The following is a 21,619-nucleotide window of genomic DNA, read 5'->3' as shown; positions in this document are numbered from 1 at the left end:
GGACCCGAGCGGTCTGAGAGACTTGGGCACGTGATCTCCCGAATCGATCTGCGCGGCTCCGCCGCCGCCTCCGACGCAGGCGGCGGCATCGACCGCGACCTGCTGCCCCGTGCCGAGCTCGACGTCGAGGCCGCCCTGGAGAAGGTGCGGCCCCTGTGCGAGGACGTCCGGCATCGTGGCACGGCGGCTGTGATCGATATGACAGAGCGTTTCGACGGCGTGACGCTGGAGCGGCTGCGGGTGCCCGCGGAGGCGCTGACGCGCGCGCTGGCCGAGCTGGACCCGAAGGTGCGCGCCGCGCTGGAGGAGTCGATCCGCCGCGCCCGCATCGTCCACCGCGAGCAGCGCCGGAGCGACACCGCCGTGCGGGTCGTCCCCGGGGGCACGGTCACGGAGCGCTGGCTGCCGGTCGCCCGCGTCGGGCTGTACGTGCCCGGCGGCCAGGCCGTGTATCCGTCTTCCGTGGTGATGAACGTGGTGCCGGCCCAGGAGGCGGGCGTGGAGTCGCTGGCCGTCTCCTCGCCCCCGCAGAAGGACGTGCCGAACTCGTGGGGCGCCGGCCTGCCGCACCCGACGATCCTCGCCGCCTGCGCGCTGCTCGGCGTGGACGAGGTGTATGCCGCGGGGGGTGCCCAGGCCGTCGCCATGTTCGCGTACGGGACCGAGGAGTGCCGCCCGGTGCAGATGGTCACCGGCCCGGGGAACGTGTATGTGGCAGCCGCCAAGCGCCTGTTGAAGGGCCGTATCGGCATCGACGCCGAGGCCGGCCCCACCGAGATCGCCATCCTCGCCGACGACACCGCCGACCCCGTGCACGTCGCCGCGGACCTCATCAGCCAGGCCGAGCACGACGAGCTGGCCGCCGCCGTCCTCGTCACGCCCTCCGAGCGGCTCGCCGAGGCCGTCGAGGCCGAGCTGAAGACGCAGGTGGCCGCGGTCCGGCACCTCAAGCGGGTCAGTGCCGCACTGGGCGGCCGGCAGTCCGGCATCGTCCTCGTGGACGACCTGGAGGCCGGCCTGCGCGTCGTGGACGCCTACGCCGCCGAGCACCTGGAGATCCAGACCGCCGACGCCGCCGCGGTCGCCGCCCGGGTGCGCAACGCCGGCGCGATCTTCGTCGGCCCGTACGCCCCGGTCTCCCTCGGGGACTACTGCGCCGGCTCCAACCACGTGCTGCCCACCGGCGGCTGCGCCTGCCACTCCTCGGGCCTGTCCGTGCAGTCCTTCCTCAAGGGCGTCCACGTCGTGGACTACACCCGCGACGCCCTCGCCGAGGTCACCGCGCACGTGGTCAACCTCGCGGAGGCCGAGGACCTGCCCGCGCACGGGGCCGCGCTGAAGGCAAGGTTCGAGTGGAAGGTGCCGCAGCCGTGACCGCGATCGACGACCTGCCCGTCCGCGACGAGCTGCGCGGCTCGTCTCCGTACGGCGCGCCCCAGCTCGACGTGTCCGTCCGGCTGAACACCAACGAGAACCCCTACCCGCTGCCCGAGCCCCTGGTCCGGCGCATCGCCGAGCGCGTCACCGAGGCCGCCCGCCACCTCAACCGCTACCCGGACCGGGACGCGGTCGAGCTGCGCACCGAGCTGGCGCGCTACCTGTCGCGCACCGCCGGGCACGAGGTGACCACCGCCCAGGTGTGGGCGGCCAACGGCTCCAACGAGGTCATCCAGCAACTGCTGCAGACCTTCGGCGGCTCCGGCCGCACGGCCATCGGCTTCGAGCCGTCGTACTCGATGCACGCCCTCATCTCGCGCGGCACCGGCACCCGCTGGCTCTCCGGCCCGCGGCGCGCGGACTTCACCATCGACGTCGCCGCCGCCGAGCGCGCCATCGCCGAGCACCGTCCCGACGTGGTGTTCGTCTGCTCGCCGAACAACCCCACCGGCACCGCCGTCGAACGCGAGACCGTCCTCAGGCTGTACGAGGCCGCGCAGGCCACGGGCCCCTCGATGCTCGTGGTGGACGAGGCGTACGGCGAGTTCAGCCACCGTCCCTCGCTGCTGCCGCTGATCGAGGGCCGCCCGCACCTCGTCCTCACCCGCACGATGTCCAAGGCGTTCGGCGCCGCCGGCCTGCGGCTTGGCTATCTCGCCGCCGATCCCGCCGTCGTCGACGCGGTCCAGCTCGTCCGGCTGCCGTACCACCTGTCCGCCGTCACCCAGGCCACCGCTCTCGCCGCCCTGGAGCACACCGATACCCTGCTCCAGTACGTCGAACAGCTCAAGCAGGAGCGGGACCGGCTGGTGTCGGAGCTGACCGCGCTCGGCTGCGAGGTCACCGAGTCCGACGCCAACTTCGTCCAGTTCGGCCGCTTCCCGGACGCGCACGCCGCGTGGGAGCGGCTGCTGGACGCGGGCGTGCTGGTCCGGGACCTCGGCGTGCCCGGCTTCCTGCGCGTCAGCGCAGGCACCCCGGCGGAGAACGACGCGTTCCTCGATGCGGTGCGCGCGCTGAAGAAGGAGAGCAACTCATGACCCGCGTGGGCCGCGTCGAGCGCACCACGAAGGAGACCTCGGTCGTCGTCGAGCTCGACCTCGACGGCCGCGGCGAGGTCTCAGTGTCGACGGGCGTCGGCTTCTTCGACCACATGCTCGACCAGTTGGGCCGCCACGGCCTCTTCGACCTCACCGTCAAGACCGACGGCGACCTGCACATCGACAGCCACCACACCATGGAGGACACCGCGCTGGCCCTGGGCGCCGCCTTCCGGCAGGCCCTCGGCGACAAGCGCGGCATCGTGCGGTTCGCCGACGCCTCCGTGCCGCTGGACGAGTCGCTGGCCCAGGTCACCGTGGACCTGTCCGGCCGCCCCTACCTGGTGCACACCGAGCCCGAGGGCATGGCCCCGATGATCGGCGCGGACTACGACACGACGATGACCCGGCACATCCTGGAGTCGTTCGTCGCCCAGGCGCAGATCGCCCTGCACGTCCACGTGCCGTACGGGCGCAACGCGCACCACATCGTGGAGTGCCAGTTCAAGGCGCTGGCCCGGGCACTGCGTTACGCCGCGGAGATAGACCCGCGGCAGACCGGTATCCCGTCGACCAAGGGCGCGCTGTAATGAACGGCCTGTCGATACTGCTGATTTTCGTGGGGCTCTTCCTGCTCGGCGGCGTCATCTCCTTCGCCAAGCAGGGCCAGTCGAAGAACGTGATCGCCGTGCTCGCCATCGGCGCCGCGATGGCGCTGGTCGCGGGCATCCTGCGGCTGGGGGTGTGGAGTTGAGCGACAGCTCCGGGTCCACCGCCCCGGGCACGGCCGGAACCACCGCGGCCCCCGCCGCCGTGCCCGCCGCCCGCCGGGGCGAGGAGCGGGGCGGGCGCAAGAGCGTCGTCGTCTTCGACTACGGCTTCGGCAACGTCCGCTCCGCCGAGCGCGCCGTCGCCCGCGCCGGCGCCCAGGTGGAGATCACCGGCGACTACGACCGGGCGATGGCCGCCGACGGCCTGCTGGTGCCCGGCGTCGGCGCCTTCGCCGCCTGCATGGACGGGCTGAAACGGGCCCGCGGCGACTGGATCGTCGAGCGCCGGCTCGCCGGCGGCCGGCCGGTGCTGGGCATCTGCGTCGGCATGCAGATCCTCTTCGAGCAGGGCGTCGAGCACGGCGTACGGACCGAGGGCATGGGCGAGTGGCCCGGCACGGTCGAGGCGCTGAAGGCCGACATCGTGCCGCACATGGGCTGGAACACCATCGATATCGCGCCCGGCTCCCGGATGTTCGCGGGTGTCGACGCCGGGGAGCGCTTCTACTTCGTCCACTCCTACGCCGCCCGCCGCTGGGAGCTCGAAGTGCACAACCCGCGGATCACCCCGCCCGCCGTCACCTGGAGCACCCACGGCGAGCCGTTCGTCGCCGCCGTCGAGAACGGACCGCTGTGGGCCGCCCAGTTCCACCCCGAGAAGTCCGGCGACGCCGGCGCCCTGCTCCTCAAGAACTGGATCGAGACCCTCTGATGACGCCCCGCCAGACGACCACCGCCCTGGAGCTGCTGCCCGCCGTCGACGTCCGCGACGGCCAGGCCGTACGCCTCGTGCACGGCGAGTCCGGCACCGAGACCGGTTACGGCGACCCCCTTGAGGCCGCGCTCGCCTGGCAGCGCGCTGGCGCCGAGTGGCTGCACCTCGTCGACCTCGACGCCGCCTTCGGCACCGGCGACAACCGCGCCCGTATCGGCGAGGTCGTCCGGGCGATGGACCTCAAGGTCGAGCTGTCCGGCGGCATCCGGGACGACGCGTCCCTGGCCGCCGCGCTCGCCACCGGCTGCACCCGCGTCAACCTCGGCACCGCCGCCCTGGAGTCCCCCGAGTGGGTCGCCAGGATCATCGCCGAGCACGGCGACCGCGTCGCCGTCGGCCTCGACGTCCGCGGCACCACGCTGCGCGGTCGCGGCTGGACCCGCGACGGCGGCGACCTGTTCGAGACGCTGGCGCGGCTCGACGCCGAGGGCTGCGCGCGCTACGTGGTCACCGACATCAACAAGGACGGCACCCTGAAGGGCCCCAACCTGCAACTCCTGCGCGACGTCTGCGCCGTCACCGACCGGCCCGTCGTCGCGTCCGGCGGCGTCTCCTCCCTTGACGATCTGCGGGCCATCGCCACGCTGGTGCCCGAGGGCGTCGAGGGCGCTATCGTCGGCAAGGCCCTCTACGCGAAGGCGTTCACCCTGGAAGAGGCGTTGGAGGCGGTGTCCTGATGGCGGGTGGCGGTGTGCGTCGGATCTCGTCCGGTGCCCCCTGGGAAGAGGAGTTCGGCTACTCGCGCGCGGTGGCGCTGCCGGGCGGCCTCGTGCTGGTGGCCGGCTGCACGTCGGTCGTGGACGGCGCGATCGTCGGCGAGGGCGATCCGCACACCCAGGCCATGACCGCGTTCGGCGTCGCGTTCGAGGCCCTGAAGCGGGTCGGCCTGGAGCGCGAGGACGTCGTGCGGACCCGGATGTACCTCACCCACGCGCGCGACGTGGAGGCGGTCGGCGGGGCGCACAAGGAGCTCTTCGCCGCCATCCGCCCCGCCGCGTCGCTGATCATCGTCTCCGGCTTCGTCGACCCGCGGCTGGTCGTCGAGGTCGAGGTCGAGGCGTACCGCCCCGGCGGCTCCTGGGAAGCGGGCGGCGCATGACTCTGGCCGTACGGGTCATCCCCTGCCTCGACGTGGACGCCGGCCGGGTCGTCAAGGGCGTCAACTTCCGCAATCTGCGCGACGCGGGCGACCCCGTCGAGATGGCCCGGGTCTACGACGCGGAGGGCGCCGACGAGCTGACGTTCCTCGACATCACCGCGTCCTCCGGCGACCGCGAGACGACGTACGAGATGGTGCGCCGCACGGCGGAGCAGGTCTTCATCCCGCTCACCGTCGGCGGCGGCGTGCGCACGGTGGCCGACGTCGACCGGCTGCTGCGCGCGGGCGCCGACAAGGTCGGCGTCAACACCGCGGCGATCGCCCGGCCGGAGCTGATCCGCGAGATCGCCGAGCGCTTCGGCAGCCAGGTGCTGGTGCTGTCGGTGGACGCGCGGCGCTGCGGCGACGGCACGGCGACGCCCTCGGGCTTCGAGGTGACGACGCACGGCGGGCGGCGCGGCACGGGCCTCGATGCCGTCGAGTGGGCGGCGCAGGCCGCGGAGCTGGGAGCCGGCGAGATCCTGCTCAACTCGATGGACGCCGACGGCACGAAGGACGGCTACGACACGGAGATGATCGCCGCCGTGCGCAAGCGCGTGACGGTCCCCGTCGTCGCCAGCGGCGGCGCGGGCCGCCTGGACCACTTCCCGCCGGCGATCGACGCGGGCGCGGACGCCGTGCTGGCGGCGTCGGTCTTCCACTTCGGGGATCTGCGGATCGGCGAGGTCAAGGAGACGCTGCGCACCACGGGCCACGTGGTACGGGGCACGCGGGCGAAGGGCTGACCGGGCCCGGCCCTTCGCCGGACGGCCCGGCCCCTCGCCGGGCGGGCCGGCTCAGCCGGCGTGCAGGACCCGGAAGCGGCCGGGCTCCGCCGGGTCCCGGTCGACGACCTGGACCGGCGGCCAGGCCCACTGCCACACGCCGACCCCCGGCACGCGCACGAACCGGATCGGCCCGCGGGTCCCGTCGACCGCGACGTCCGCCCAGGCGACGGCGGTACGCCCGCCGCCCGCACCCCCGTTGCGGAGCACGTCGGCGAGGACGGTGACGGTGTCGTAGCCCTCGAAGGCGACGAAGGAGGGCGCCTCGGCCAGCCGGTCGCGCAGGACCGACTCGACGCGTACGCCGAGCGGCGTGAGGGACTCGGGCAGATAGCGCAGGAACGGGATCCCGGCGCCCGCCTCGCCCAGCAGCGCCGCCCACTCGGCGAACTCCGGCTGTCCGGCCGGGGCGCCGATCAGCAGCCCGGCCAGGCGCGGGTCGCGGCGCAGGGACGTCACGAGCGGCACCGCGGGCTCCGGGTGGCCGACGAGCAGCAGGAGGGCGGTCGCCCCGCTGCCGGCGACCGCGTCGCACACGGCCTCGGGGGTGAGCGCCCCCGCGTCGACTTCGACGACGGTGCCGCCGTGGGGGGCGAGATGGTCGCGCAGGATGCGGGTCCCGGACGTCCAGTAGACGCTCGGCTGGGCGGCCACGGCGAGCCGGCGGTGGCCCGCGCCGAGGAGGAAGTCCGCGTAGAGCCGCCAGCCGTGGGACTGCGCCGGGGCGATCCGCGCGACGCCGTCCGCCGGCTGCTCGGTCAGCGCGTCCAGGACCGCCGACGAGCACAGGAACGGCACCCCGAGGGCATCGGCCCGGGCGGCGGCGGTACGGGCCACGACGCTGTGGTACTCGCCCGCCAGCGCGGCGACGCCCAGCCCGGCCAGCTCGTCCACCGCCGCCGCGGCCCGCCGCGGATCGGCGGCGGTGTCCCGTACCACCAGCTCAAGGGGGCGCCCGTCGATGCCGCCGGCGTCGTTGACCTCGCGGACGGCCAGGTCGAGCCCGGCGACCAGGTGCCGGCCCGCCGCGGCCCAGCCGGGCGGGGTGAGCGGGGCGAGGGCGCCGATCCGCACGGGCTCGTCCCGCCGCGCCGGGCGTACCTGGGTGATCACGGTGGCCATTGCACCGGCCGGTGGGCCCGGCTGCAACCGGTTATCGGGGTACGGGCCGGCAGGCCAGGCCGGCGCCCCCGGCAGCGCCGCCACCAGCCGGTCCACCTGCCGTAGCGACGCCGCCAGGACCGCGTCCGGGTCCCGCGCGTGGGCCACCGCCATCGCGCACTCGCACAGCGCCCCGAAGAGCACCGACGCCATCGCGTCCAACTCCACCGCCGGCACGGCGCCTTCGCCGTCGTCACCGCCTTCGCTGTTCTCGCTGCGCACGCCGACGGTCTGCTCCAGCCCGCGCCGCGTCATCGCCCGGCAGTCCGCCTGCACCTCGCGCATCGCGGCCCAGCCCAGCGCCCCCGGGGCGTCGAGCAGCGTGATCCGCTGGGTGCCGGGCTCGATGGAGCCGGTGAGGAACGCGCGCTGGCCCGCGCGCAGGCCGTCCCACGGGTCCGGGCACCGGCGGAAGGCGGTGGCGATGGCGTTGCGCAGCCGGTGCTGCTCGGCCGCGTAGACGGCGTGGAAGAGGGTCTGCTTGCTGCGGAAGTGGTGGTAGAGCGCGCCCTTGGTGATGCCCGCCTGCGCGCAGATCGCGTCGAGGGAGGCGGCGGCGTAGCCGTCCCGGGCGAAGTGCTCGCGGGCGGCGCCGACCAGGTCCTTCGTCGTCGCCGCCGTGCGCTCCTGCTGCGTTCTGCGGGTGTTCATGAGCGCATTCTAGGCGGCATACCCTGTACATACGTACTCCCGGTATGTAACTCTGCAGTAACCGCATGACGAAGTGAGAGAACCGAGAAGAACGAGAAGAACGAGAGAGGGGCCGCCGCCCATGACCACCACCGCAGTCGTCGTCGACGCCGTCCGCACGGCCTCCGGCAAGGGCAAGCCCGGCGGCGCCCTGTCCGGGGTCCACTCCGTCGACCTGCTGGCCGAGGTGCTGCGCGCACTCGTCGACCGCAGCGGCCTCGACCCCGCGCGGATCGACGACGTGATCGCCGGCTGTGTCACCCAGGCCGCCGACCAGTCGTTCAACGTCGCCCGCAACGCCGTGCTCGCCGCCGGGTTCCCCGAGTCCGTGCCGGCCACCACCGTCGACCGGCAGTGCGGCTCCTCGCAGCAGGCCGCGCACTTCGCGGCGCAGGGGGTGATGGCCGGGGCGTACGACATCGCCGTGGCCGCCGGCGTCGAGTCCATGAGCCGGGTGCCGATGGGCACGGCCGCCGTGGGCCGGGACCCGTTCGGCGACCGCCTCGCCGCCCGCTACCCCGGCGGGCTCATCGCCCAGGGCCACTCCGCGGAGCTGGTCGCGGCGCGGTGGGGGCTGGGGCGTACGGAGCTGGACGCGTTCTCGGAGCGCTCGCACCGGCTGGCGGTACGGGCATGGGAGCAGGGCGTCTTCGACGCAGACGTCGTGCCCGTGGGGGAGCACCGCAGGGACGAGACCGTACGTCCTTCGACCTCCCTGGACGCCCTCGCCGCCCTCAAGCCGTCCTTCTACGACCCGGACATCGCCGCGCGCTTCCCCGAGATCGGGTGGCACATCACGCCCGGCAACTCCTCGCCGCTCACGGACGGCGCCTCCGCCGTGCTGATCATGAGCGAGGAGCGGGCGGCGGAGCTGGGCCTCACGCCGCGGGCGCGGTTCCACTCCTTCGCGGTGACGGGCGACGACCCGGTGCTGATGCTGATGGGCGTCGTCCCGGCGACGCACAAGGTGCTGGCGAAGGCGGGGCTCACGGTGGCCGACATCGACGCCTTCGAGGTGAACGAGGCGTTCGCGCCGGTGCCGTTGGCGTGGCAGCGCGAGGTGGGCGCCGACCCGGACCGGGTCAACGTCCACGGCGGCGCGATCGCCCTGGGCCACGCGCTGGGCGCGTCGGGCACGCGGCTGCTGGGCACGCTGCTCGGCGCGCTGGACGCGGTGGACGGCCGCTACGGGCTGCAGGTGATGTGCGAGGCGGGCGGCCTGGCGAACGCGACGATCATCGAGCTCCTGCGGTAGCCGCTGCGCGGTAGCCGCTGCGCGGGGCGCGGCGGGTGGCGCGTTGCTGCGCCGCGGCTGCGCCGCCCGGGCGGGCGGCGGTAGCCGCGGTCCAGCACGCTCCGCGGCGCCGGGCCGCCTCGCGACGGCCGACCGTCCCGGCGCCTCGGCGGGTCAGCCGGCCGCCGCAGTGCCTTCCGGCGCCCGCCGCTAGGCGCTACGTGTCCAGCGGGTGGTGCCGGGCCGCCTCGGCGACGGCTGGCCGTCCGGGGCGCCTCGGCGGGGAAGCCGGCCGCCGCGGTGTCCTCCGGCGCCCGCCGCTAGGCGCCCAGCGCCGCCGCCGTGCGCAGCGCGCCCGCCGCCTCCTCGTCGCGCCCCAGGCGCTCGAGCGTGCGGCCCAGCATCAGGTGGGCGTACTCCTCGACCGGGTCGCGGTCCAGGACCGCGCGCAGCTCCTGCTCGGCGCGGGTCAACTGCGCGGAGTGGTAGTACGCCCGGGCCAGCAGCAGCCGCGGCGCGACCTGGCCGGGATACTCCTCGACGACCGTGACCAGCAGCTTCGCCGCCCCCGTGTAGTCCTTCGCGTCGAAGAGCACTCCGGCCCGCTCCCAGCGGGAGGCCGCGTCCACCGCCTCCGGCGCCGCGAAGAGGCTCAGCGCGTCGCTCCAGCGGCTCGCGGCGGGCTCTCCGTCGGGACCGAAGGCGTCGAAGCCCCGGAACTCCTCGCTCACGTCACTCCTTCCGGGTATCCGGCCGCAGCGCGGCCAGTTGCTGCTCGAACGGAACGACCTGCTCCGGCCCGCCGGCCGCGGGGCGGGGCTGCCGGCCGTGCATCAGCTCGGCCAGCTCGCCCGCCGCCCGCGCGATACGGGTGGGCAGGGTGTCGGTCAGCGGGTCGCCGCTGCCGCCCCAGTCGTCGGCCGCCGCGTACACCGCGGTCGGCACGACGACGGACCGCAGGTAGGCGAAGAGCGGGCGCATCGCGTGCTCCAGCACCAGCGAGTGCCGCGGCGTCCCGCCGGTCGCCGCGACCAGCACCGGCTTCCCGGTCAGCGCGCCGTCGTCCGCCGCCCCGATCACGTCGAAGAACGACTTGAACAGTCCGCTGTACGAACCGGAGAAGACCGGCGTCACGGCGATCAGGCCGTCGGCGCCCGTGACCGCGTCGATCGCCTCGGCGAGGGTCGCGGACGGGAAGCCGGTGACCGTGTTGTGGGCGATGTCCGCCGCGAGGTCACGCAGCTCGACCACCTGCACCTCGACCTGCCGGCTGTCGTCGGCCGGCTGCCGCCGTACCGCCTCTGCCAGCCGGTCGGCGAGCAGCCGGGTGGACGAGGGCACGCTCAGCCCGGCCGAGACCACGGTCAGCTTCAGTGCGGTCACTTGGCGACCTCCTCCTTCTCGTTCTGCCCGGCCTGCTCGTTCCGCTCCGCCTGCTCGTTCCGCTCCGCGGCGGAAGCCGCCACGCGGGCCGCGTGGGTCGGCGCCTCCGGCACGTTCGCCGGCCGGTTCCTGGCGAACTCCTCGCGCAGCACCGGCACGACCTCCTCGCCGAGCAGGTCCATCTGCTCCAGCACGGTCTTCAGCGGCAGGCCCGCGTGGTCGACCAGGAAGAGCTGGCGCTGGTAGTCCCCGAAGGACTCGCGGAAGGTCAGCGTCTTGTCGATGACCTCCTGCGGGCTGCCCACGGTCAGCGGCGTCTGCTCGGTGAAGTCCTCCAGCGAGGGGCCGTGCCCGTACACCGGGGCGTTGTCGAAGTACGGCCGGAACTCACGTACCGCGTCCTGCGAGTTCTTCCGCATGAACACCTGCCCGCCCAGGCCGACGATCGCCTGCTCGGGGGCGCCGTGCCCGTAGTGGGCGTAGCGCGTGCGGTACAGCTCGATCAGCCGCTGGAAGTGCTCCTTCGGCCAGAAGATGTTGTTGGCGAAGAAGCCGTCGCCGTAGTACGCGGCCTGCTCGGCGATCTCCGGCGAGCGGATGGAGCCGTGCCAGACGAACGGCGGCACGCCGTCCAGCGGGCGCGGGGTGGAGGTGAAGCCCTGCAGCGGGGTGCGGAAGCGGCCCTCCCAGTCGACGACGTCCTCGCGCCACAGCCGGTGGAGCAGCGCGTAGTTCTCCACGGCCAGCGGGATCCCCTGCCGGATGTCCTGGCCGAACCAGGGGTAGACGGGGCCGGTGTTGCCGCGGCCCATCATCACGTCCACCCGGCCGTCCGCCAGGTGCTGGAGCATCGCGAAGTCCTCGGCGATCTTCACCGGGTCGTTCGTGGTGATCAGCGTGGTGGACGTGGACAGGATCAGCCGCTCCGTGCGCGCCGCGATCCAGCCCAGCATGGTGGTGGGGGACGAGGGGACGAACGGAGGGTTGTGGTGTTCGCCGGTGGCGAAGACGTCGAGGCCGACCTCCTCGGCCTTGAGCGCGAGCGCGGTCATCGCCTTGATCCGCTCGTGCTCGCTCGGCACCCGGCCCGTGGTGGGGTCCTGGGTGACGTCGCCGACACTGAAGATCCCGAACTGCACCGGACTCACCCTCTTCGTGGTTGAAAGCTCAATCACACCGAAGAACGTGTGTCTGCGCAACCCTATTCCCCGGCATGAGCCGGCTGCACGCCGGCAGCGTTCCGGCAGGTCGAAGCCCCGGTACGGGCCTCCGCGCGGGGTCGGGGACGGAGGGGCCCGTACCGGGGAGCAGCGGGCCGGCCGGGTCCGGCCTCCCGCACCGGGCCCGGCCGGCGGCCCGGCGCGGGGACAAGCCGGCCGGCGGTCCCGCGAGGCGGGTCCCGGCCGGCCGGCTCACCCCGTCAGGCGGACGGGAACAGCTCGGCGTACACCGCGAAGGCGATCGCCAGCCCCGCCTGAGCCCAGAAGCGGTGGTACGTGAACTCGGGCGCCGGCCCGCCGTCCAGGTGGGCCTGCACCTTCTCCCAGTCCGGGTCGTCGCGGTACCACGAGCGCAGCTCGATGAACGTCACGCCGCGCTCGATCGTGTCGCCGTTCGGCATCGTGCCGGACCAGCCGTCCGGGACGTACACCTCGTCACCGAAGCGGCGGTAGTCGGCGCGCGTCTCCGGCACCGCGATGCCGAGGCCGTCGGCGTTCGCGGCCAGCGCGTCCAGCAGCCGCTTGGCCACGTCTGCCGTCGCGGTGTCGCCGGCCTTGGCCGCGTAGTACGTGAGCGTCTTGGCCAGCGCCGAGGCGACGCCCACGTCCGTGCCGTACTCCGCGACCGAGACGTGCAGCCCGGCGTTGTCACCCGGGCTGCCCGCGTTCCAGGTGTCCGGGGCGCCGTTCCAGGACAGCGTCGCCGGGATGCTGAACGTGCCGTCGGCCTCCGCGGTGATCTCCGGCGTGACCCAGGCCACCCACTTCTCCAGCAGCTCCTGCGCCGTCGCGTTGCCCGAGGCGTAGTACAGCTCCGCGACTCGCTCCATGCCCCAGCACTGCATGCCGAACCAGTTGTTGCTGGGCGGGTCGTGGTAGACGGGCTGCCAGTCGTAGGCCATGCCGTAGAAGGTGGGCGAGCCGGCGGGCGGGGTGCCGTACTGGCCGTTCCAGCTGTTGGTGCAGCCGCCGGCGATCCCGCCCTCCGCGGACTGCAGCCAGCGCAGGAACTCCAGCTGCCGGGTCAGGCTCGTCGACCAGTCGCTCTTCGCGGTGGGGGACTTGGGGGTCAGCTCGGGCACGGTGGACAGCGCCCAGGCCGCGAAGGGGTTCTGGTAGCCCTGGTGGGACGCGCCGTCGCCGATGCGCCACGCCCAGCCGCCGCCACCGCCGCCCGCGGCCCCGCCCCAGGCGTAGTACCAGGACAGCAGGTAGTGCTGGGAGCTGCGGCCGGAGCCGGGGGCGCAGCCGCTGGGGCTGGTGCAGTCGCCGATCTGCTTGAAGTACTTGTCGAACATCGCGTACCGCAGGTAGTCGCCCATCTTCGCGGCGCGCGCCACCGACGCGGAGACCTGGCCGGCGTTGCCCTGCTCCGTGGCCCAGGTCAGCGCCCAGTACGCGGCCTGGACGGCGCGGGCGTCGGCGTCGGGCGCGTTGGTGTACTTCCACTGCTGCGCGTAGGAGGCGTCACCGACGAAGAGGTCGAGATAGCCGTTCGGGCCGCCGTACTTGAACAGGTCGGTCGTCGGCTGGGGGATCGTCTCCCAGACGGACTCCTCCGAGCCCCGCTGGTAGCTGTTGATGTACGACGGGCCGGCGCCGGGGCCGTTCTGGCCGCCGGTGCCGGGGGTGTTGCCGTAGCCGTAGGTGTTGTCGACGTCGAGCAGCCAGTGCATGCCGTAGATGTCCATCGTCCCGTGCGCGGACGCCAGCTCGGCCGCCAGCGGGTCCTGGCCGACGGAGACGGACGTGTCGAGCTGGGCGGGGTACAGCGAGGGGTCGGGGTGCTCGGGCGCGTACGTCGCGGGCGAACTCGGGTTGTACGCGCTGTTGGTGGGCTGATCGGCCTGAGTCGGGATGATGTACTGCTCGGCCGCCTCCCAGGCAGAGTTGAACGGGGCCCAGTCGCCGGTGACCCTGCCGTACGCGGCCTCCAGCCACATCCAGTAGCTGAACGCCTCCGACGTGGTCTGGTGCCCGTGGTCGGGCGCTTCGACCATCAGCGTCTCGACGGCGTGATAGGGGATGCCGTCGGGGCTGAAGTACCCGTTGGCCGGGTCCTTGATCTTCTCGTACTGGGCGAGGAAGAGGTCGTCGTACGGACCCTGCGGGGCCGCCGCCGTCTTCTCCTCGGGGGCCGTGCCGGCCCGGGCGACGGTGGGCGCTGCGACGGCCGACGCGAGGGCGGCGCCGCCGGCCGCGGCGGTGAACCGCCGGCGGGACAGTGACTTGGACATGAGGGATCTCCTCGGAGAGCCCGCGGGCGCGCGGCCCGGCGGGAGGGTGGAGGGTGGAGGTGCGCGGCTGCGGGGGGTGACCGCGGGACGGGGGCCGGTGGAGCCCGGCACCCCGGTGGACCGCGGTGAACCGTGCGGGCCGGTGGGTGTCCGGTGCGTGCCGGTGCGCCCGGTGGATGCCCGGTGGCGGCCGTCCCGGGGGCCGCCACCGGGCCGCTCCGCCGCCGGGATCCGGCGGCCGGCGGCGGAGGGTGGGGGGAACTCGTGTGCTAGTTCACCGGCGGGTTGGCGTTGGCCAGCAGCTCCTCGAACTGGGCCTGGAACCAGTGGCCGGAGAGCGGCGCGCCGCCCAGGGCACCCGACATGTTGTTCTGGTTGCGCGGGTTGCCCTCGTACGTCGGGTCGCACATCCGGTCGAAGCCCTTGCCCTCGTCGTTCGGGATCTCCTCGCTGGAGCCGTCCGACTCACCCGGGGGCTTGATCCAGGCGTAGGCGTGGATGTTGGGCGCCGGCGAGGCGGTCGGCCGGGCACCGAGACCGGCTCCGGACTGGTTGCACCAGTTGCCGAGGTGGATCCGGCGGTCGGTGCGGCTGTCGTTGACGTATTCCTCACCGGGCCCGGAGATGTCGCCGGGGCCGGTCGGCCGGTCGGCGCCGCCCCAGCCGTTGCGCGAGGTGTCGATGATCACGCCCATGCCGGACGGGAAGCCGGCGCTCGTGGCCGCCTTCGTCACGAACGCCTGCGAGAAGGTCAGCTCATCGACGTAGCGGTTCCAGTCGACCCACTTGCTGTGCCCCTCACGGATGGGCCCGTCGCCGGCCACGTCGTCGATCGAGAAGTACGGCTCCTCGGTGGCGCCGTAGTTGGCGGTGTTGGCGGCGAAGCCCGTGACGTCCTCGGGCGTGGCGCCCTCGGTGTTGGCGGCCTCGTACAGCAGGTCGGCGGTCGCCTGGAAGTTGTCGTCCCAGCCGATCCAGCCGTGGTGCCCGATGTCGATGTAGTTGTAGACGTTGCCGTTGTCGCCCAGCGTGGCCAGGTTGTAGCCCACGCCCTTGACGTAGTTGCCGTTCTGCAGCATCACGTCGCACTCGGGCGTCGCCGTCTCGCGGCTGCCGACGTTGGTGATGAGGTTGGGAAGCGAGTCGATCTCGACGACGTTGATGATCTTGAGGTTCTCGTACGCCGGGTCGTCGAGGATCGCGTCGATCGGGTCGATGAACTCGCTCTTGTACCGGTCGATCTCCTCCGGGCCCAGCTCGCCGTTGGAGGCGAGCGCGGCGCAGTCCCGGCCGGGCAGGTTGTACGTGACGATCTGGATGGCGTCGGCGCCCTGCTCCAGCGCGGTGTCCAGGTGCTCCTTGAGGCCCATGGTGTTGGAGCCCGCGGAGCCGCCCGTGATCGACCCGATGCTGTCGAGCCACACGGCGGTCGGGGTGTCGGCGATGGCCGCCCCGCCGCCCTCGGTGGCCGCGGCGGACCAGTCGGGGTTCACGTACAGCTGGCTGCCCGCGTACGGGTTGTCGCCCGGGGCCGCGACCTCGGCTGACGCAGTGGGTGCGGACAGCGAGGTGATCAGCAGGCCGCCGGTGGCGGCCAGTGCCGCCGCGCTGATGCCGACGACACGTTTGCGTGACTTTCTCATCGGCTCTCCTTCTACGCCCGTGAGGGCGTTGGTTGTGGGGGGAATGCGGGGGGTGCGTGGGGGCAGTGGGGTCCCGGAGCGCGCGTTACTGACGAGTACATGTCAATTCTTGATCTTCCCTCCGCGCGGCCCGAGCGGTGGTGTCTGAAGAGTGGGAGCGCTCCCATATCGCGCTGCGAGGCTAACAGCTCAAAGAAGTGTTGTGAAGGGTCCGCCCACGAGGACAGGCGTCTTCACTGCTCGTAGGGTCGGCCCGGTTACGCGCCCGCCCGCGTCCCGATCTCCGCGACCAGCCGTTCCGCCACCGGGACCGCGATTCCGTGCGCCTGCGCGCCGCGCAGCAGCGCACCGCCGATGGCGTCGAGTTCCAGGGGGCGGCCCGCCTCCGCGTCGCGGAGCATCGAGGACTTCGTACGGGCCGGGAAGGTGTCGTACATCGACGCGACCCCCTCCGCCTCCACCCGCGCCCCGTACGCGCGCGCCACCGCGGTGGTCTCCGCCAGCAGCGCCAGCATCTCGTCCCGGCGCCCGGTCCGCACCCCGCCGACGGGCAGGCCGTGGCGGGTGGTGAGCAGCGCCAGCGGCGCGAGGAAGGCCATCTTCGTCCACAGGACGCCCGCCTCGTCGTCCCGGACCTGCGCCTCGACACCGGCGTCGGCCAGCACCCGCGCGACCGCCTCCAGCCGCTCGCGCGGCGCGGTGGCGGACGCGAGCGAGACCTTCGTGAACGGGCTCCCGTGCTCGATCAGCCCGGGCGCGACCCGGGTGGACTCCACGGTGATCGTGCCCGCGGCCACCTGCTCCGGCCGGTAGCGCTCGCGCAGCGCGGCCACGTGGTCGACGCCGTTGAGCAGCGGTACGACGAGCCCGTCGCCGAGCGCCGCAGGTGGCACCCGCTCCAGCGCGGCGTCGAAGGCGGTGGCCTTGACGGCGACGACACACAGGTCGACGGGCTCGCGCAGCTCGGTGTCGCCGGCCACGTTGGTGGCGAAGTCGCCGAACTGCCTGCTGTTGACGGTGATCCCGCCGACTTGGAGGGCGCTCGCGGTTTGTGCACCGGCCAGCGCGGTCACCCGGTGCCCGGCCCGGGCGAGCAGCGCGGCGAGCAGCCCGCCGACCCCGCCGGGGCCGAGTACGGCAGCGTTCAACGTGTCCATGCGGAGCAGTAAAGGTCAGTTCACCGAGGACGTCCACACCGCCCGCGGTGAAGCCCGGGGACCGGCGCCGGGTGTTTCTGCGGGGGCGGCGGGAATCGGACCCCCAACCCCCTTGACCCCGCCGGGCCGTGCACGTTTGCCTGCCGGGCGAGGGGCCGGGTAGCTTGTCGGTGACGGAGCGTGCCGAACCGGCGTTCGGAGGCCGGTTCGCATTCATCGGAAATCGGGGGATTCATGCATAAGAAGTGGCGTTTTGCCGTGCCCGTGGCCGTCGTGCTGGCGACGCTGGTGTCGGCCGGCTGCGGTAACGACGACGAAGACGCGGGAGCCCAGAAGGAACCCGCGGCCTCAAGCCCTCTGGACTCCTCGAAGAAGGATGCCGGCGAGCCCGACCCGGGCACCTCCCCTTCGGACACCAACCCCCCGGACGGCGGCGGCGACAGCGGACCGGGCATCATCGGGGGCGGGCTTGAGGGCACCTGGGTCTCCGGCGACACCTCGCTGACGTCCAAGTCCGCGCAAGTGACCTACCAGAGCGCGGAGACCGGGGAGTGCACGGGCGTGGCCACCGACCGCGACATCGCCCTGACCTCATGCGACACGCTCGACATGACCGATCCGAACGCGTTCGGCGCGATGAACGCGGTCTGGTCGGTGAACGGCGACACGGTCACCGTCAAGTGGCACAACGGCACATCCGAGGAACTCACCCGCCAGTAGGGTAGGCCCCGTTCTTCACGTCGGCGATGAACGCCGTCCAGGCGTCGGCCGAGAAGGTGAGGGCGTGCCCGTCCGGGTCCTTGGAGTCCCGGACGGGCACGATGCCGGATGCGGCGAAGCCGGGCGACCACTCGACGCAGCCGCCGCCATTGCTGTTGCTGTAGCTGGACTTGACCCACTGGACGCGGGACGGGTCAGGGATTCTGCTCATGGGGAAGCTCCTCCATAGCGGACCGAATGAACTCCGCAGTCTCGGCTGGCGATCGTGCGTAGGCCCGTAGTACATCGCATGCCTGGATGCACCTGCGAACGGTTTCGGGGTCCTCGATCAAGCGGCCGGTCGTGATGCTCTCTTCGTACGCCACCGCCGTGCCCTTGTCCAGGGTCCACAGCGCCAACGAGCCGCCCATCAGCGTGTGTGCCCCGTGCGAGTGCGGAAGAACCTGGAGGAGACTCGTCGGGCTCTCGACCCACGAGAGCAGCGACTTGAGCTGCTCGCGCATCACCTCCGGCCCGCCGATGACCCGAGTGAGCGCGGACTCTTCGAGGATGACGGAGAGCCAGGCAGGGTTCGCCCTCTTGAGGATGGCCTGCCGACTGAGGCGGGCAGTCACCAGGTCGTCGACCGACTCTGCGGGCGTCACCGGATTACCCACATCGAAGATCGCCCGCGCATAGCGTTCGGTCTGCAGCAGTCCGGGGATCACGAACGGGGCGTACTCGGTGATGCCAACCGCCTGCGCTTCCAGTTCCATCCGACGCCGGTACTGATCGGGATGGATCTCCCGCTTGGCGAGGGCGTATAGCCGCCCGAAGTGCCCGTCCGTGCCGAAGCAGGCGTCCAGCTTCCCGCTCAGGTCCGGCGGAGGGATCGCCTCCGCCGTCTCGATCCTCGCCAGGTGGGCCCTGCTGTACCTCACGACATCGGACAGCGCCTCCAGCGACATCCCGGCATTCTTCCGGTACCGACGGAGATCCGCTCCGTACAGATCGCGGGCGGAACGGTCCGGCTTCAACTCGCGCTCTCTCGCGACCATGCCCGTAAACCCCCCTGTCATTCGACTGAGTTGGGGACGTCAACGCGCCCGATCCTAGCGTCACCGGGCGATGGCAATAAGTAACTCTTTCGAGGGATTTCCCAGCCGGCCCGGTGACAGCCCCAGCGCCAACGGCCCCGCCCGCGGCGCAGCACGCGCTCAGCCGTGATGCGCTATTGCAGCACCGGGCTAAGCCTGATCTTGACGTTTCGGCTCGTATTGACTTTGCCTGCATCAGGGTCATGTGCCTATCGACACAGGAGGGTTTCATGCCTGGGAATATCGGCAGTGCGCCCGGCGACGACGGGCTGCCGAGTACCTCGCCGCTGGCCCCGACCTGCTCCGTGACTGGCTTGACGCCCACAGCCCCAACACCGATCCCAACGCACCTACTCACCCCCGCGCCGCAGCCCTGATCGCCGCCGCCATCGACATCCGCCGAGCCGGCCATACCGCGCCCATTCCCCGCCGCCTGGTCCAGGCCACCCACGAGCACTACCTCACCCAGCGAGGCGGGGCCCGACTGCGACCTGAGTCCCTTCAGCAGGCGTGGGACTGGGCCACCCGAACCCGCAGGGCCACCACCGCACTCCTGCAACCCGAAGACGACGACCGTGTCCAGGTCTTTGATTACCTCACCGACACCGTCCAACGCCAAAGCACCCCAGACGAACACGTCCCTGAAACCGTCATCCGCACCGTGCTGGCCGACAGCGCCCCACAAGTAGCCACCGGCATCGCCGCGACCGCTCACGCCCAAGGCAGGTACCAGCTAGCGGAGACTGGCTGGCGCACCGCTCTTCAAGCGTGGGAATCCGCCTCCGGCCCGGACCACCCGAGGACTTTAACCAGCCGCGACAACCTCGCCCGCACTGTCGCCGAACTCGGTCGCCCGAGCGCGCCGTAGCCGACACCAGCCGCGCCAGCCAGACGCCCTCGCAGCCGACCCCCGCCGAACACCCCGCGACCTCACGGTCCTTCGCCGACGCCCGCGACATCCAGCAGCCGAAGGAACGCCGTCGCCGCCGGTGTTCGGCTCTCCGGGGTCCAGACGACGCACTCCACCCGGACCGGTGCGTCCGTGACCTCGATCGTGGTCACCCCGCTGAGCTGCGGCACATACGCCGACGGCAGCATCGCCACGCCCAGCCCCTGGCCGACCAGCCGGGCCAGGAAGTCCGCGTTGGTCACCTCGAACGCGACGTCACGGGTGAGACCGGCGGCGGAGAAAGCCAGGTCGGACTGGATGCGGCCGGCGGTCTTCGCCGGCAGGTCCACGAACTCCTCCGAGGAGAGCCGGCGCAGGTCGACCGGCCCTTCGCCGGCCAGGGGGTGGTCGGGGGCGACCACGGCGACGAGGCGGTCGTGGCCGAGCACGCGGGCCTCAACGCCCTTGGGCCGGGCGGTGGTCGGCAGGCCGAGGAAGGCGACCTCGAGGTCTCCTTCCCTCACCTGCTCGACGAGTTCGTCGCTGGCGCCAACCCGCAGGCTGATACGCACCTTCGGATGCTGCCGGCGGAAGTCGCGCAGGGTGCCCGGGATGTCGACGGCCGCGACGGAGGGGATCACACCGACGGAGAGCTGCCCGCGTACTTCGCCGACGGCGGCGGCGACGTCGACGCTCGCGCGCTCGGCGGCGGCCAGGCACTGGCGGGCCGCCGGGAGGAACGCCTGCCCGCCGGGGTCAGCCGGACCCGGCGGGTGGTGCGCTCGAAGAGCTTGGCGCCCAACTCCTGCTCCAGGCGGGCGATCTGGTGGCTCAGGGCGGACTGGACGACGTGGCAGCGCTCGGCGGCGCGGGTGAAGCTCTTCGTCTCGGCTACGGCGAGCGCGTAGCGCATCTGCTGGAGCTCCATGGATTCATCTTGCCTCACGATAAATGAGATGACAAACATGCATTGGACTCATTGATCGGGCTGGGTTCAGAATCAGAGGGTGCCTCGTCCGGGTCCGCTGACTGGGCCCGCGGAACGTTCTTGTGGCGGGCTTTTCGTGACGTGATTGCGGGCTTCCCCACTGCAGTCATTCGGGACCGAGGAATGGCCAGGCAGGGGCAATCGCCTGTCCCCGTATAAAAAACACCGCTGGAGAGATGTCATGCCTCTACAGGCGCAACAGAATTCACTCTCATCCCTGAAAGGATGGCTGGGTGTCGCCGCCATCACGGCCAGTCTGTTCGTCTTCCTCACCACTGAGCTGATGCCCGTGGGCCTGCTCACTCCGTTGAGCGAGAGCCTGGACATATCTGTCGGCGTGGCAGGTCTCATGGTCACCGCACAGGGGGTTGCGGCCGGCCTCGGCGTACCGTTCATCGTGGCCTGGACCAGGCGCGTCAACCGGCGCGTCCTGCTGACCGCACTGCTCGCCGTGCTGGCCCTGGGCAACCTCATCACCGCCCTCTCGCCGAACTACCCGCTGATTCTCGGCACCCGGCTCTGCATGGGCTTCGCCAGCGGTGTCTTCTGGGCCATCGGCGTGAGCATGGCCATGCGGATCGTGCCGGAACGGCATGCGAGCCGGGCCGCCGCAGTGGTGATGTCCGGGATTTCCATCGCCACGGTTGTCGGTATCCCCCTCGGCACCGTCATCGAGGCGCAGACGGACTGGCGGACCACCTTCGGCATCTGGGCCGGCCTCAGCGTGCTGGTCCTCGTCGCGGTCGCGGCCCTCGTCCCGTCCATGCCGTCGCAGAACGCCGTGTCCGTCCGTGAGGTCTTCAGCCTGCCGGTCAGGAACGGGCAACTGCGCACGGTGCTGTTCATCGTCGTGTTCTTCGTGCTCGGGCACTTCGGGGCCTACACGTTCGTGCGCCCCTACCTGGAGGACACCGCATCCGCCTCGTCCGCCTTCATCACCACCGTCCTGATCATCTTCGGTGTCGGCGGTGCGGTGGGGAACTTCATCGCCGGATACACGGTGAACAGGAACCTGCGAGGCAATGCCACTCATTTAAGCTCCTCGGCATTTCGTCATCCACTTTTCCACAGCGACACTCCCGTGCGTTCTGTGGATAAAGCGGCAGGTCTTTCCTTCTGTTCCTCCTCTGCCTGCCTTCTGCTATCTTCTCGCCATGCTTCAGGGCGATCGTGGCACCGCGCTCGCGGGTGTACGTATGACGGATCGAATCGGTGTAGGGGTCCTGACTCGTATCGTCGATCGTGATCTTGTCGACGAGGTGCTTGCCGAGACAGG

20 protein-coding genes and 3 pseudogenes are annotated in these 21,619 nt (G+C 72.0%); 12 read left to right on the top strand and 11 right to left on the bottom strand.

Features of this window, described 5'->3' with window-relative positions:
* Positions 1–30: 30 nt before the first annotated feature.
* The 8 genes from hisD to hisF are packed head-to-tail and all read left to right on the top strand — an operon-like array spanning position 31 to position 5,906.
* Positions 31–1,374: a histidinol dehydrogenase gene (hisD, locus tag B124_RS33300; protein WP_496506747.1), complete on the top strand. Its 1,344-nt coding sequence runs from the start codon at positions 31–33 to the stop codon at positions 1,372–1,374.
* A complete protein-coding gene (locus B124_RS33295; RefSeq protein ID WP_496506746.1) occupies positions 1,371–2,477 on the top strand; it encodes a histidinol-phosphate transaminase in 1,107 nt (368 codons plus the stop codon). Before hisD ends, B124_RS33295 begins: the two co-directional genes overlap by 4 nt.
* A complete protein-coding gene (gene hisB, locus B124_RS33290; protein ID WP_496506745.1) occupies positions 2,474–3,067 on the top strand; it encodes an imidazoleglycerol-phosphate dehydratase HisB in 594 nt (197 codons plus the stop codon). Before B124_RS33295 ends, hisB begins: the two co-directional genes overlap by 4 nt.
* Positions 3,067–3,231, top strand: coding sequence for a CG2302 family histidine operon protein (locus B124_RS33285; RefSeq protein ID WP_496506744.1), 165 nt, complete (start codon positions 3,067–3,069; stop codon positions 3,229–3,231). Before hisB ends, B124_RS33285 begins: the two co-directional genes overlap by 1 nt.
* Entirely contained in the window at positions 3,228–3,959 is a 732-nt protein-coding gene (hisH, locus tag B124_RS33280; RefSeq protein ID WP_496506743.1) for an imidazole glycerol phosphate synthase subunit HisH, read from the top strand. Before B124_RS33285 ends, hisH begins: the two co-directional genes overlap by 4 nt.
* Positions 3,959–4,699 (top strand): bifunctional 1-(5-phosphoribosyl)-5-((5-phosphoribosylamino)methylideneamino)imidazole-4-carboxamide isomerase/phosphoribosylanthranilate isomerase PriA, encoded by a 741-nt coding sequence (gene priA, locus B124_RS33275; RefSeq protein WP_496506742.1) that lies wholly within the window; start codon positions 3,959–3,961, stop codon positions 4,697–4,699. The genes hisH and priA overlap by 1 nt, the downstream gene beginning before the upstream one ends.
* Entirely contained in the window at positions 4,699–5,121 is a 423-nt protein-coding gene (locus B124_RS33270; protein ID WP_496506741.1) for a RidA family protein, read from the top strand. Before priA ends, B124_RS33270 begins: the two co-directional genes overlap by 1 nt.
* Complete coding sequence (hisF, locus tag B124_RS33265) at positions 5,118–5,906, top strand: imidazole glycerol phosphate synthase subunit HisF (RefSeq protein ID WP_496506740.1); 789 nt, start codon at positions 5,118–5,120, stop codon at positions 5,904–5,906. The genes B124_RS33270 and hisF overlap by 4 nt, the downstream gene beginning before the upstream one ends.
* A gap of 51 nt (positions 5,907–5,957) precedes the next feature.
* Here the strand turns inward: hisF and B124_RS33260 are convergent, their stop codons facing one another.
* Positions 5,958–7,067 (bottom strand): ABC transporter substrate-binding protein, encoded by a 1,110-nt coding sequence (locus B124_RS33260; protein WP_496506759.1) that lies wholly within the window; start codon positions 7,065–7,067, stop codon positions 5,958–5,960.
* An 84-nt stretch (positions 7,068–7,151) separates the two neighbouring features.
* Positions 7,152–7,757, bottom strand: a pseudogene (locus B124_RS33255) (TetR/AcrR family transcriptional regulator); the annotation flags it as partial.
* Positions 7,758–7,878: 121 nt separating this feature from the next.
* Between B124_RS33255 and B124_RS33250 the strand changes: the two are divergent.
* Positions 7,879–9,051 (top strand): thiolase family protein, encoded by a 1,173-nt coding sequence (locus B124_RS33250; protein WP_496506739.1) that lies wholly within the window; start codon positions 7,879–7,881, stop codon positions 9,049–9,051.
* 299 nt (positions 9,052–9,350) lie between these two features.
* Here B124_RS33250 and B124_RS33245 read toward each other — a convergent pair whose 3' ends face one another.
* From B124_RS33245 to B124_RS33220, 6 genes are all read right to left on the bottom strand, one after another.
* A complete protein-coding gene (locus B124_RS33245) occupies positions 9,351–9,761 on the bottom strand; it encodes a tetratricopeptide repeat protein (RefSeq protein ID WP_496506738.1) in 411 nt (136 codons plus the stop codon).
* Between the two features lies 1 nt (position 9,762).
* A complete protein-coding gene (locus tag B124_RS33240) occupies positions 9,763–10,413 on the bottom strand; it encodes an FMN reductase (RefSeq protein WP_496506737.1) in 651 nt (216 codons plus the stop codon).
* On the bottom strand, positions 10,410–11,552 hold the full coding sequence (locus B124_RS33235) for an LLM class flavin-dependent oxidoreductase (protein ID WP_496506736.1): 1,143 nt from the start codon (positions 11,550–11,552) through the stop codon (positions 10,410–10,412). Before B124_RS33235 ends, B124_RS33240 begins: the two co-directional genes overlap by 4 nt.
* A gap of 281 nt (positions 11,553–11,833) precedes the next feature.
* Positions 11,834–13,870, bottom strand: a complete 2,037-nt coding sequence (locus B124_RS33230) for a glycoside hydrolase family 48 protein (RefSeq protein ID WP_496506735.1) — start codon at positions 13,868–13,870, stop codon at positions 11,834–11,836.
* 269 nt (positions 13,871–14,139) lie between these two features.
* Positions 14,140–15,513 (bottom strand): glycoside hydrolase family 6 protein, encoded by a 1,374-nt coding sequence (locus B124_RS33225; protein WP_496506734.1) that lies wholly within the window; start codon positions 15,511–15,513, stop codon positions 14,140–14,142.
* A gap of 257 nt (positions 15,514–15,770) precedes the next feature.
* Complete coding sequence (locus B124_RS33220; protein WP_496506758.1) at positions 15,771–16,661, bottom strand: ketopantoate reductase family protein; 891 nt, start codon at positions 16,659–16,661, stop codon at positions 15,771–15,773.
* A gap of 267 nt (positions 16,662–16,928) precedes the next feature.
* On the opposite strand from B124_RS33220, the gene B124_RS33215 reads away from it, so the two are divergent.
* Positions 16,929–17,390: a hypothetical protein gene (locus B124_RS33215; protein ID WP_496506733.1), complete on the top strand. Its 462-nt coding sequence runs from the start codon at positions 16,929–16,931 to the stop codon at positions 17,388–17,390.
* On the opposite strand, the gene B124_RS33210 is transcribed toward B124_RS33215, so the two are convergent.
* Both B124_RS33210 and B124_RS33205 read right to left on the bottom strand, forming a co-directional pair.
* The gene (locus B124_RS33210; RefSeq protein WP_496506732.1) at positions 17,377–17,601 is read right to left on the bottom strand and encodes a DUF397 domain-containing protein; all 225 of its coding nucleotides are present in this window, start codon (positions 17,599–17,601) and stop codon (positions 17,377–17,379) included. The two genes, B124_RS33215 and B124_RS33210, sit on opposite strands and share 14 nt — an antisense overlap.
* Positions 17,585–18,427, bottom strand: a complete 843-nt coding sequence (locus B124_RS33205) for a helix-turn-helix domain-containing protein (protein ID WP_496506731.1) — start codon at positions 18,425–18,427, stop codon at positions 17,585–17,587. Before B124_RS33205 ends, B124_RS33210 begins: the two co-directional genes overlap by 17 nt.
* 244 nt (positions 18,428–18,671) lie before the next feature.
* Here B124_RS33205 and B124_RS33200 point away from each other — a divergent pair, with 244 nt between their 5' ends.
* Complete coding sequence (locus tag B124_RS33200; protein ID WP_496506730.1) at positions 18,672–19,334, top strand: tetratricopeptide repeat protein; 663 nt, start codon at positions 18,672–18,674, stop codon at positions 19,332–19,334.
* A gap of 62 nt (positions 19,335–19,396) precedes the next feature.
* Here the strand turns inward: B124_RS33200 and B124_RS33195 are convergent.
* Positions 19,397–20,283 (bottom strand): annotated as a pseudogene (locus B124_RS33195) (LysR family transcriptional regulator).
* A 241-nt stretch (positions 20,284–20,524) separates the two neighbouring features.
* Here B124_RS33195 and B124_RS33190 point away from each other — a divergent pair.
* Positions 20,525–21,343: pseudogene (locus tag B124_RS33190) on the top strand (MFS transporter); the annotation flags it as partial.
* Positions 21,344–21,619 lie beyond the last annotated feature (276 nt).

It is taken from the genome of Streptomyces sp. CNP082 (assembly GCF_059570535.1).
The sequence above is the reverse complement of the archived record's forward strand: the minus strand, read 5'-3'. Positions and strand labels throughout refer to the sequence as shown.